At 59.1% G+C, this 11,315-nt stretch carries 10 protein-coding genes; 3 read left to right on the forward strand and 7 right to left on the reverse strand.

Going from position 1 to position 11,315, the window contains the following annotated elements; all coding sequences use genetic code 11:
* Nucleotides 1–52: 52 nt before the first annotated feature.
* The 4 genes from SMD10_RS20665 to SMD10_RS20680 form a co-directional block, all read right to left on the reverse strand.
* Nucleotides 53–1,165, reverse strand: coding sequence for an ABC transporter ATP-binding protein (locus SMD10_RS20665; RefSeq protein WP_331687632.1), 1,113 nt, complete (start codon nucleotides 1,163–1,165; stop codon nucleotides 53–55).
* Nucleotides 1,166–1,191: 26 nt separating this feature from the next.
* Nucleotides 1,192–2,043 (reverse strand): carbohydrate ABC transporter permease, encoded by an 852-nt coding sequence (locus SMD10_RS20670; protein ID WP_331687633.1) that lies wholly within the window; start codon nucleotides 2,041–2,043, stop codon nucleotides 1,192–1,194.
* Nucleotides 2,043–2,891: a carbohydrate ABC transporter permease gene (locus tag SMD10_RS20675; RefSeq protein WP_331687642.1), complete on the reverse strand. Its 849-nt coding sequence runs from the start codon at nucleotides 2,889–2,891 to the stop codon at nucleotides 2,043–2,045. Before SMD10_RS20675 ends, SMD10_RS20670 begins: the two co-directional genes overlap by 1 nt.
* Before the next feature lie 177 nt (nucleotides 2,892–3,068).
* Nucleotides 3,069–4,331: an ABC transporter substrate-binding protein gene (locus tag SMD10_RS20680; RefSeq protein ID WP_331687634.1), complete on the reverse strand. Its 1,263-nt coding sequence runs from the start codon at nucleotides 4,329–4,331 to the stop codon at nucleotides 3,069–3,071.
* Nucleotides 4,332–4,740: 409 nt separating this feature from the next.
* Here SMD10_RS20680 and SMD10_RS20685 point away from each other — a divergent pair, with 409 nt between their 5' ends.
* The 3 genes from SMD10_RS20685 to SMD10_RS20695 all read left to right on the forward strand — a co-directional run bounded on the left by SMD10_RS20685 (nucleotide 4,741) and on the right by SMD10_RS20695 (nucleotide 8,942).
* A complete protein-coding gene (locus tag SMD10_RS20685; RefSeq protein WP_331687635.1) occupies nucleotides 4,741–5,919 on the forward strand; it encodes an ROK family transcriptional regulator in 1,179 nt (392 codons plus the stop codon).
* A 274-nt stretch (nucleotides 5,920–6,193) separates the two neighbouring features.
* Nucleotides 6,194–8,509, forward strand: coding sequence for a glycoside hydrolase family 3 N-terminal domain-containing protein (locus tag SMD10_RS20690; RefSeq protein ID WP_331687643.1), 2,316 nt, complete (start codon nucleotides 6,194–6,196; stop codon nucleotides 8,507–8,509).
* 64 nt (nucleotides 8,510–8,573) lie between these two features.
* Nucleotides 8,574–8,942 (forward strand): mannonate dehydratase, encoded by a 369-nt coding sequence (locus SMD10_RS20695; RefSeq protein ID WP_331687636.1) that lies wholly within the window; start codon nucleotides 8,574–8,576, stop codon nucleotides 8,940–8,942.
* Here the strand turns inward: SMD10_RS20695 and kdgR are convergent.
* The 3 genes from kdgR to SMD10_RS20710 all read right to left on the reverse strand — a co-directional run.
* Nucleotides 8,823–9,617 carry a DNA-binding transcriptional regulator KdgR gene (kdgR, locus tag SMD10_RS20700; RefSeq protein ID WP_331687637.1) on the reverse strand — a complete coding sequence of 265 codons (795 nt, stop codon included), beginning with the start codon at nucleotides 9,615–9,617 and terminating at the stop codon, nucleotides 8,823–8,825. The genes SMD10_RS20695 and kdgR overlap by 120 nt on opposite strands.
* A 239-nt stretch (nucleotides 9,618–9,856) precedes the next feature.
* Nucleotides 9,857–10,585 (reverse strand): SDR family oxidoreductase, encoded by a 729-nt coding sequence (locus tag SMD10_RS20705; protein ID WP_331687638.1) that lies wholly within the window; start codon nucleotides 10,583–10,585, stop codon nucleotides 9,857–9,859.
* 80 nt (nucleotides 10,586–10,665) lie between these two features.
* The coding region (locus SMD10_RS20710; RefSeq protein WP_331687639.1) for a TRAP transporter large permease subunit at nucleotides 10,666–11,315 on the reverse strand (650 nt) is incomplete at its 5' end.

An 11,315-nucleotide genomic window follows, 5' to 3' on the forward strand; every position in this document is an offset into this window, starting at 1 on the left:
TTTCGAGGGCCTGCGATCGTGCAGGTCGGAAGAATTCGGTGCCCTGCTCGCGTCAGGTCTGAGAAAGTTCGCCGGGGCCTGCGAAGACATGGACGTGAGCCGGATCGAAACCGAGCTCGACGTTCGTTCCCGGCGTGAAAGGCCGCGATTCGCCCAAGTGAACAGCGATGTTGTGCGTACCCGTATCGGAATCGAAGGTTCTGAGCGGCGAGGCATCGACGTAAAGAATGGTTTCCCGCCCAAGCTCTTCGACGAGACGGACGACGCCCGGAACACGAACGTCATTCACGTTGGCCTGGATATGAAAAGCCTCTGGCCGAACGCCGATTGTGGCCTTCCCGGATGCGCTGGAGGCAGTGCTGAGCTGTCGTTCGAACGGCTCCATCCCCGGCAATCGGACGATTGCTCGGCCTTCGTCGCTGCATTCGATGTCGGATTCGAAGAAATTCATCCGCGGCGCGCCGAGAAAGCCCGCCACGAACCGGTTGCAGGGCCGGCTATAGAGTTCCCCTGGCGTGCCGACCTGCTCGACACGGCCGGCATTGAGCACCACGATACGACTGGCCAAGGTCATGGCCTCGACCTGATCGTGGGTGACGTAGATCATCGTCGAGCCGAGTTCCGCGTGCAGCTGCGCCAGTTCCACTCGCATTTGCGTGCGCAAGGCGGCGTCGAGGTTCGACAGCGGTTCATCGAACAGAAAGACGCTCGGAGAACGGGTTATCGCTCGTCCAATCGCGACCCGCTGGCGCTGTCCACCCGAAAGCTGCTTCGGCAACTTGTCCAGTTGATCGGTAAGCCGCAGAATGTGGGCCGCCCTGGTGACGGCAGCGTTGATCTCTGCCTTCGGTCGCTTGGCCATCCGAAGGCCGAAACCCATATTTTCGGCAACGCTCATATGCGGATAGAGCGCATAGGACTGGAAGACCATCGCGATGCCGCGCTCGCTCGGCTCCTCGCCGGTGACGTCCCGCCCGTCGATCAGGATCTTTCCGCCGCTCAGAGCTTCCAATCCCGCTATGGATTTTAGGAGGGTCGATTTTCCGCAGCCGGACGGCCCGACCATCACGATGAACTCGCCCTTGTCGACGGTCAAATTGATGTCGCTGAGAGCCTGGAACGCTCGATAGTTCTTCTGGACGTGTTGGAGTTCGAGACTATACATTTTGCTTTTCTCGGCAATTTCGAGCTTCATCCCTTCACCGCCCCCTGGGTCAGGCCCAGGATGAAGTGCCGTTGCATGAGGAGAAACATCGCGACGGGCGGCAGGGCCACGATGACCGTACCGGCGGCAATTAAATTCCACTCGGCCCTGAACTCGCCCTTGAGGCTTGCAAGACCCGCGGTCACCGGCTTGACGGTGCTGTCGACGGTCAAAACCAGGGCCCAGAAGTAGTCGTTCCAGATGAACGTGAACAATAGGATTGCCAAAGCCGCCAGCCCGGGACGAACCAACGGCAAGACCACATGGATCAAAATCTGGAACGGCGAGGCGCCCTCGGCGCGGGCAGCCTGGAACAGCTCATTTGGCAAAGCGGCAACGAAATTTCGCATGAACAGCGTCGCGAACCCCGTCTGCAAGGCGACATGAAACAGGATGAGGGCCAGATAGGTGTTGTAGATTCCAAGTCTGACCATCAGGTCCCGAACCGGGATCATCATGATCTGCGCCGGCAGGAAGTTTCCCGCAATGAAGAGCGCAAATATGATCATATTGCCGGGGAAGTTGAACCTCGAAAGGACAAATCCCGAAAGCAAGGATAACACGAGAACCACGGCAACGGACGGTAGCGTGATGATGAGGCTGTTTAGAAAGAACCGAGACATGTCAGTTCTTGTCATGACGTCGACATAGTTCTGGAAAAGCGAGAACTTCGTGGGCCAGCCCCAGAAGTTGCCGAGGACGAGATCCTCGGTGGATCGCGCCGACGTCATGAGGATCGCGAAGAGAGGAGCCAGCCAAACCAGCAGGATCATAATGACCATGGCCATGTAGAGCAGGCGATGGGTCCTCGCGTTGGCGGGAATCGGACGAGGAAACACTACACCCTCCGCTCGGTTTGGATGATCTTGCGGAGGTACCAGCCGATGAAGATCGCCATGATCGCCACAAGCACGACGGCGATGGCCGCGCCGTATCCGAAGCGGTACGAGAAGATCGACTGTTCGAACATTTGGTAGGCGAGCGTGGAGGACGATCCGAAGGGCCCGCCGCCCGTCATGACGGCGATCAGGTCGAACGAACGCAGCGCGCCGATAGCGGTCAGAGCGACAGCGATGAACGTCATCTGCATCAGTTGCGGCCAAATGACGTGACGCAGCATGGTCCAGCCCCGCGCTCCGTCCACGCGCCCAGCGCCGATGAGGTCCTCGTCGAGGCTCGACAGGCCGGCAAGATAAAGCACCATGTTCATGGAGACGTGCATCCACAGCGCCGCGCCGACAATGGCATAGGTGACGAGTTCGGGATCCGAAAGCACCGCGGGAGCATCGAACCCAAAGGCGGATCCGGCGAGCGCCAACAACCCGAACTGCGGCGTGTAAACCCAGCTGAAGACTACCCCGACGGCGACGGATGCGAGAACCATCGGCATGAAGAAGAGCGACTTCACGATTTTCATGCCGCGGATCTGCTGGTTGATGAGCAGGGCGATGGCCAGGCCGATCGGAACCGACAACATCGAGCCGATCAGCCAGATGACGTTGTTTTTGAGCGAGACGTAAAACTGCGGATCGTCGATGAGTTCGCGGTAGTTATCCAGCCCCACCCAGGCCATTGGGCCCATTCCGTCCCAGCTGTGGAGGCTGATCCAGAAGCTCCGCAGGGCAGATCCGAGGATGACGACACCGAAGATGGCGGCAGCTGGCAAAAGAAGAATCGCAGGAGAAATCCAATGACGATGCCGTCGCCAGAAGTGGCTTGAGCGTCCCTGGACGCCAGGCGAAACCGGCGCATCGGAGCGATGATCTCTAGCTGTATCGGTTATATTCATGAAGAGAAGCCAATGTTGCGATCTGGGCCGGCCCTGACAGCCGACCCAGTCGGGGAGACAGGCAACAGAGACGATCTATTTGTAGACACGCATCCGTGTCTTCTCCAGTCGAGCCAGGATCTGTTCGCGGCGATCGGGGAAAACCATGAACTCCTGGAAACCCTTCATGGCTTCCTGCGCCATATCGGGATTGGTATCGCGATCGAAGAACTGCGCCGTCCCCGCCACACTCTTGAGGCTTTCGACCTGCTCGTTGATCAGCGGATCCTTGCTCGGTGGCAGGTCGGTGCGCGCCGGCACGTAGGCCTTTGCCTCGTTGTACAGGCCCAGGTTCTGCGGCTGGTAGAAATAGGCGAGAAACTCGCGGCCGACATCCTTGTGCTTGGCATTTGCCGGGATGTGGATCGAATCCACCGTGAAGTCCTCGAAACGAGGGACATCGGCGATCTTCGGGAACGGCGCCAGATGAAGATTGGATTGCTGGTCCTCGGGAATTTCCTTCTCGACATAGGAGCCGATGTTCATGAACCCGGCCTTATGCCGACCCAGCAACGCCGCCGCTTCCGAGAACGTGTAGGACGTGCTGTCCGGCAGGAAGAACTTCCTTTCGATCAGCTCCTGCCAATGGTCGAAGACCGCTGCAACCGACGGGTCGAGATAGCTGACCTCGCCCGCGCACAGCGCCATATGTCGATCCAGGCCATTGATGCGCAGATCGAGCGAGTCGAAGAATCCGGCAACCGGCCAGATCTCTTTCGTGCCGATCGTGATCGGGACGAGACCGGCGGTCTTGGCCGCCTCGCCATAGGTTATGAGTTCGTCCCACGTCTTGGGCATCGTCAAGCCGTTGTCCTTGATGACGTCGGCGAGGTAGTAGTTGCCGTACAACCGACCGCCCAAGGGCAGACCATATTGTTTGCCGTTCACGGTGACGGCACTGAGTGCACCGCCGAGCGGCTTGGCATAGTCTTCCTTCTCGACCAGATCGCTGATGTCGTCGAAAAGTCCGCGTTGGACAAAGGCGCGCATGCGCTCGCCCGAATACCAGAAGCAGATGTCTGGCGCCGCCGTCACGAGGTAGTTGCGGATGGCGGTCTTGTGACCTTCATGGTCCATGAAGCTCAGATTGACGTCGACGCCGGTATCGGCAGCAAAATCGTCGACGATCTTTTGGAAGGCGTCCTTTCCCTCCTGGGTCGATTCATTGCTGATGATGACGAGACTGCGGGCTTGCGCAAACGCTGGTGCGGCCAACCCGCCTAACGCTGTAGCCGCGCCGGCTATGGCAATCGTACTCAATACGTCTCGGCGATTGGGGTGATTTTTGCTGTCGGCCATACCTAGTCCTCCATTCCGGCCTTTCTTTCATGATGAAAATAACTAGCCGATCGGAGGGAGTCAACAGATTTGGCGGGGGCATCGTCGTGCGGGCGTGAGCACCGCAACCGCGGCATGTCGAAACCGACGCTTTGACTGCATGCATTGAAGGACAGGCTCACCGGTAGGCAGCCGCGGTCAACGAACGCCAACAGGCAGAAAAACGGTGCCGGGCGGCCCAACCCGCGTCACCGTGCAGTGGTCGACCCTCCTGACCACTTCCGTACAGATGCGACGTTTCGGCGCGGGAAGATTGATGTCGAGCAGATTTGGTATCTGAATCGCTTGGCTGGCTTGGATCGGAGCCTGACGGTCTGGTACGGCAACCGATATCAGTCGTGTTTATTGTCGACGAAAGCGAGCGGGGCGAATGAGCAAGAGAAATGGATCATCGAAAACGAGCATTTCGCGCCGTTATAACAGGTTCAAGATTATCGAGTTTATCCGGCGATCGGAAGAGACGACACCATCAGAAATTTCGAGCAAACTTGAGATCAGCCTCCCTACAGTCGTGCGGATACTGTCCGATCTTATGGCCGAAAGACTGGTCGAAAATGTCGGACGTGAATCGTCGTCGATCGGCCGGCCTGCGACCCGCGTGCGGTTTCGCGGCGACGCTTATGCGATCATAGCGGTTCACGCGCACATTTCAGGGTTCTATGGCGTTCTTTCCGATTTGAACGGCGGAGTTCTTTGCGAACTTCGGTGTGACACCTCGCGTGACAGCGAAAAGAACCTCGCGGCGCTCGTTTCGCTGATCGGATCCCTGCACGCCGAGCCTCTTCCTGCCGGCTGTTCTCTTTGCGGCATTGGCGTCGGCGTCCAGTCCATGGTTCGCCAACCGGAGGGCCTGGTCGTTCTCACCGCTCGGCTCGGCTGGAAATCGCTGCCGCTGCGCGATCTGTTGCAGGCCGAATTCAACGAACCCGTTTTCGTTGACAGCGATCGGCATCTGGCTGTCGTTGGCGAATGGACGTTCGGGGCGGGTCGGCATGTCGACAACCTGGTGCGGCTGTCGGTCGGGCCAGGCGCGAGCGCGGGCATCATGGTGGGAGGGGAAGTCTATCGCGGCGGTTCCGATGCGGCGGGGGAGTTGAAGTGGTTTCTCGATGATCCCCGCCTCGGCGGCCATAGATTGCCACTGCTCGGCGACCGACAGTCGCTACGCTTCGATCAGGGCATTCCGGAAAATGCGTTTGTCGCGCTCGAAGAGGTCAGTCGTGACTATCAAGAGGGAAAGATCACGGTCGAAGCTTTCGATGGGGTTTTTTCCTCGAACGAGCGCCTCGAGCTCGTACGCCAGCTTCTTGACTATGCGACCATGGCCGCAACGAGCGTAACGGCCATCCTCAATCCGACGACCGTCGTGTTGTCCGGCTCGATTACTCGGGGCGGCTCCTTCGTCGCTGATGTGCTTCGCCATCGGTTGGGCGGAGATGTTTATATCGTGCCCCAAATCGTTCTGAGCCAGCTTGGTCTTCGTGCTGTTACGTTGGGTGCGGTCAAGATGGTCCTCGATGCGACGGCGCTGCAGCCCGCCACTGCATGAGCTGACGGTCCTTGATTTCCGGCTTGGCTCCAATTATTTTCATAATGAAACAAATGGCCGGCGGGGATCGCCTCGGATGAACTTCCTTTCGTTCGATCCGCCGTGCCAAGCACCAGAGTCGAGAAGAAGGCGCTCGCCGCCCCCGACTTTCGGAGTCGAGCGTTAGGGCGTTCGCTTTGCGGCGGCCTTACCAATGAAATGCGCCATCATGACCCTCCCCTACAAAGATCCAAGCCTGTCCGTCGAAGCCCGTGTTCACGATTTGCTCGGGCGAATGACGCTCGATGAGAAGCTCGGGCAGATGCGCTCCATCTGGCTGATCCTCGACGAGAATGGTCGCCACACGGTTCGCAAGTTCGAGGCGTCAAAACCCGCTGACGCTGACATGCTGAAGCAGTTGCTCAGCACCGGAATGGGCCATGTGAGCCGTTCGATCGGAACGCTGAACGTCGAGGCATCGCAGGGTGTTCGGGCGCTCAATAGCTTGCAGAAGTTCTTCGTCGAAGAGACTCGCCTAGGGATCCCGGCGATCTCCCACGAGGAGTGCCTGTCCGGACTAATGATCAAGGGAGCGACGCTGTTTCCATCGGCGATCGCCTATGGCTCGACCTGGAATCCGGACCTGATCGAGGCGATCGGGGCCGAGATCGGAGACGAGGCACGCGCCGTCGGCTGCCGCCAGGCGCTGGCGCCGGTCCTCGACGTGATCAGAGACCCTCGCTGGGGACGCACGGAAGAAAGCTTCGGCGAAGATCCCTACCTCGTCGGCGTGATGGGCGCTCGATACGTCCGCGGGCTCCAAGGACATGATCGAGCGGTTCTGGCCACGCTGAAGCACTTTGCCGGTCACTCGGCAAGCGAAGGTGGACGCAACCACGCGCCCGTTCACATGGGCTGGCGAGAGCTCAACGACACCTTTCTGCTTCCTTTCGAGATGGCAGTCCGATTGGCCGACGCCGGCTCAGTCATGCCAGCCTATCACGACATCGACGGGGAGCCGTGCCATTCGTCCAGCCGCCTCCTGACCGAGGTGCTGCGTGAGGCGTGGGGCTTTGACGGCATCATCGTCGCCGACTATGGCGGTGTCGGTCAACTTCACCAGCACCACCGCGTGGCGGCAGACCGGGCTCAGGCGGCAGTGCTCGCGTACAACGCGGGTCTCGATATCGAACTGCCCAACGACGAGTGCGTGCGCGACTTGCCCGCGGCGCTCGCTGCGGGTTCAATCACGCTCGACACGATCGACGAGATTGTGCACCGGATCTTGACAGAGAAGGTCCGTCTCGGCCTGTTCGAAAAGCCCTATGCCGACGATGGCGCGATCGTGCTTCAAGCGCCGCAAACGATTGAGCTCGCCAGAACGGCGGCCGAACAGTCCATCGTCATTCTGGACAACAACGGAATATTGCCTCTTGCGGGAGGGAGCAAGGTTGCCGTCATCGGCCCGACCGCCGACGATCCGATGGCGCTTCTCGGGGGCTACAGCTTTCCGGTCCACCTCATTTTCAACGAGGTCGCCGAGGCCGCATCGAGCGTCGTGACGTTGCTTGACGGTTTGAAGGCTGCACTGGGTGACGAGCAGGTGATCCATTCGCGCGGCTGCAACATCCTGGACCGACGCAGCGCGGGCATTCCTCTGTTCCCAGGCGATGTCGATGACAGCGCCGGCCTCGATCAGCCCTCTACGCTTTCCACGCGTCTCGACATGATTCCGCACGCCGTTGCGACCGCCAAAGCGGCCGACGTTGCCATCGTCTGCGTGGGCGACCTGTCCGGCGTTTTCCGGACCGGCACCGTGGGCGAGGGTTCGGACGTCGACTCCCTGGCCCTTCCTGGCGTCCAGCAAGAGCTGTTGGAGGCAATCGTCGCAACAGGAACGCCCGTCGTCGTCGTTTTGACGAGCGGCCGTCCCTACAATCTCGGTGGTCTCGAGGAGAAGCTGGCGGCCCAGGTGGTCGCGTTTCTCGGCGGTCAGGAGGGAGGCAATGGATTGGCCGCCGTTTTGAGCGGGGCCGTCGAGCCGTCCGGGCGCCTGCCCTTGTCCTTCCCGCAAAGCGCCGGTGCGCTGCCTTATTACTATAATCACAAATTCAAAAGTCCCGGCTCGCCGATCGCCCGCCATTTCGGCAGCCGGTATCCTTTCGGCCACGGACTCGCCTATACGCGGTTCGAGTTCTCTGACTTGGCGTTGGTCGAGAACCAAGTGCCTGTGCAATCGGGCGACGTTCGGCTTTCGTTCGTCATCCGCAACGTCGGTTCGCGAACAGGCGTGGCCGTTCCTCAGCTTTATGTTCGCGACGACCTCGCATCCATCGTTCGTCCCGTCAAAGAGCTGAAGGCGTTCGCGCGCGTGCAACTCCGACCCGGAACAGCACGCCGCGTCGTCTTCAGCGTCCCCACGGACATGTTGAATTTTACCGGGGCCGATGGCACTCGGATGGTCGAGCCCGGCCTCTTCACGCTCATGGTTGGCGCCTCGAGCGGCGACGTGCGGCTGAGAGCCAGTGTCGAATTGACGGGAGAGCCCCGCCGTCTGGGCCGCGACTGGCGGATGGAAAGCGATGTCGCCATCAGCGATGTCGCGACGTAGCGGATCCGATCGCCCCCCAAGCCGGCACAGCAACGCGCCCCCCTGACATTCAAGTCCAGCTGCTATGCGGCCCACCGTGGCCGAGATCTCATTGGAGGGGCACACCGGTGAAGATGACGTCCGTCGGTATGGGGCCGACGATCCGGTGAGCCTTGGCTCGATCCGGCAGATCCCGGGCATCGTGACGGCCATCTATGATGTGCCGGCGGGCGAGGTCTGGCCGGTCGAGCGCATCGCCGGGCTCAAACGGACGAGCGAGGCTGCCGGCCTGACCTTCGAAGTGGTCGAGTCCGTGCCGGTTCACGAGGCATTATTAATTTATAATATTATATCTATGGAACCCAATGTTCCCAGAAATATTTGCCGCAGATATTTGCATTTCTTTTATATATCGGCTTTTATTATTTTCGATATATCTAGAAACTGGAAATGAAACGCTTATCGCAGCGACAACTTTCCCAAGATGATTGAAAATAGGCGCAGCCAAACAATGCACGCCGATCTCGCCTTCTTCGTTATCCTCCGCATAACCCTGTCGACGAACCGTTTCCAATTCAGACATGACCGCATCGACATTGGCCAGCGTGTTCGGTGTGAACCGAATAAACTCCACTGCCTCTAGATACTTCTTCGCACAATTCCCGTCCAGCCACGCCAGCAGCACTTTTCCAAGCGCAGTGCTATAGAGCGGGTTGCGTCGACCAACGAACGTCTGCGCGCCGAGACTGAAATGCGCATCATACTTATGGATATATACGACGCTGTGGCCAGTCTCATCGAGAATCCCGAGATTGACTGCCTCGCGAGTGGTCTCAGATAGCTGGTTCATGGCAGGATCGGCGACAGCCACAAGGTCGGCGTGGTTTTTTGCGACGCTCGCCGCCAAACCGAAGAACTTCAGCGTCAGGGTATATTTGTCGTCGCCATTCTGATGGATGTAGCCAAGCCGTTTCATCGTTTGAAGGAATCGATGAGCCGTGCTCGTCGAGGTTAAAGCCCTCTGCGCAAGGTCATTGAGATTCAATGAATCGCCTTCAGCCAACGCCTCCAGAACAGCAAAGACCTTCATCACCGCCGCAACGTTATCGGTCTTGTTAGATATTTCCATCTTTGACTTCATTTATGAAGAGTAAATATCCCGAATTTACTATTAGAAGACCTTCTGAGAAACCGGTTTTTTGACGAACTCCAGCTTTGGCGATCGGAGCATCCCGGTTCCGCCGTTCGATCGCATTCCCAATATCCGGCCAGTGCCCGCTTTCGCGGGCCAACCCTTGGTTGTCGGCATTCTTCGGTCAGACAGCAAGCCGAATTCACAGGCTGTTCCTCCATCAGCGGAACAACGACCTAAATGTCAAAGTTGCTTGGCAATATGACGATGTCTCTGATCGTGACGTTGCGCGGCCGTGCCAGCATATAGATGACGGCATCGGACACTTCTTTGGGGTCGATGAGGCTGCCATTTTCTTTCGCCTTGCGAAGGTTTTCTTCCGGCCAATCGGCCAACAGGGCGCTTACCACCGGTCCGGGCGATACCGAGCCCACGCGGATGCCGTGCTTGATGAGTTGACGACGCATGATTTGCACGAAAGACCTCATCGCCCATTTCGACGATGCGTAGACCGGCTCCCAGGGAACCGGATAGTGGCCGGCGACGGAAGAGGTCACGACGATGTCGCCCCTACCGCGTTCGATCATATGCGGAAGAATCGAGCGTACGTTCTTCATGACGACGTTGATGTTGAGATTCAGCATCCGATCGATGGCTGTCAAATCCGTATCCAACAGATCGCCGCCGATATAGGTACCCGCGTTGGCATGCAAGATGTCGATCCGGTCGACAAGCTTCAATGCCCGTTCCGGCAATGCCGCGCAAGCCGCGGGATCTAGAAGATCGAGAGAGAGCGGAACCGCCGCGGCACCGTGCTGGCCGGCCAGTTCCTGAAGCCTTTTCTCGTCGCGATCGACGAACACTACCCGAGCGCCTTCGCCGATCATCGCCTCGGCGCTGGCCAGACCGATGCCGGAAGCTGCGCCGGTAACGACCGCGATCTTGTCCTTGAGAAGATTTGTCATTCTATTTTTCCTATGGAGGCGCCGCCGCACCGCTATGTCGTCATGTATAGTGGCGCTATTGGTCTAGTCTGTTTTCGCTATCAGTTCGCCATGCCGAAATAGCGCGGCAGGAACATCGTCAGCTCCGGGACGTAGGTGACGACGAGCAGGATCACGAAGATGACGGCATAGAACGGCGCCAGGGCCACGATTGCCCGTTCCACCTTCACCTTGCCGACGCTGGCGCCCACGAACAGCCCAGTGCCCACCGGCGGCGTGATCGTGCCGATCGCCAGGTTGAAGATCAGCACGACGCCGAAGTGGATTGGGTCCATGCCGACGCTTTGCGCGATCGGCAGGAGGATCGGAGTGAAGATCAGGATCGCCGGGCCGATGTCCATGAAGCAGCCGACCACCAGAAGCACCAGGTTGATGATCAGCAGCACCACATAGGGGTTGTCAGAGATGCCCAGAATGACACTGGTGACCGCCGCCGGAATGCCGGTGAAGGCCATGGCGAAGGAGAGTGCTGCCGAGCCGGCGAGAAGCAGCATGATCGCACCGGTCATTTCCGCCGTTTCCATCAGAAACTGGGGAAACTGCCTGAACGGTACCGTACGGTGGACCACGAAGGCGAGCAGCATGGTGTAGACCACGGCGATCGCCGAGGCCTCGATGGCGGTGAAGATGCCCATCACGATGCCGCCAATGATCAACACGATCAGGAACAGGCTGGGCAGCGCTTCGAGCG

The organism is Consotaella aegiceratis (assembly GCF_036541425.1).
Taxonomy (GTDB): Bacteria; Pseudomonadota; Alphaproteobacteria; order Rhizobiales; family Rhizobiaceae; genus Consotaella; species Consotaella aegiceratis.

Excerpts from the sequence above, each read along its gene's own strand:
- SMD10_RS20665 (WP_331687632.1), bottom strand. The coding sequence starts at position 1,165 with ATGTATAGTCTCGAACTCCAACACGTCCAGAAGAACTATCGAGCGTTC.
- SMD10_RS20680 (WP_331687634.1), bottom strand. The coding sequence starts at position 4,331 with ATGGCCGACAGCAAAAATCACCCCAATCGCCGAGACGTATTGAGTACG.
- SMD10_RS20685 (WP_331687635.1), top strand. The coding sequence starts at position 4,741 with ATGAGCAAGAGAAATGGATCATCGAAAACGAGCATTTCGCGCCGTTAT.
- SMD10_RS20690 (WP_331687643.1), top strand. The coding sequence starts at position 6,194 with ATGACGCTCGATGAGAAGCTCGGGCAGATGCGCTCCATCTGGCTGATC.
- SMD10_RS20695 (WP_331687636.1), top strand. The coding sequence starts at position 8,574 with ATGCGGCCCACCGTGGCCGAGATCTCATTGGAGGGGCACACCGGTGAA.
- kdgR (WP_331687637.1), bottom strand. The coding sequence starts at position 9,617 with ATGGAAATATCTAACAAGACCGATAACGTTGCGGCGGTGATGAAGGTC.
- SMD10_RS20705 (WP_331687638.1), bottom strand. The coding sequence starts at position 10,585 with ATGACAAATCTTCTCAAGGACAAGATCGCGGTCGTTACCGGCGCAGCT.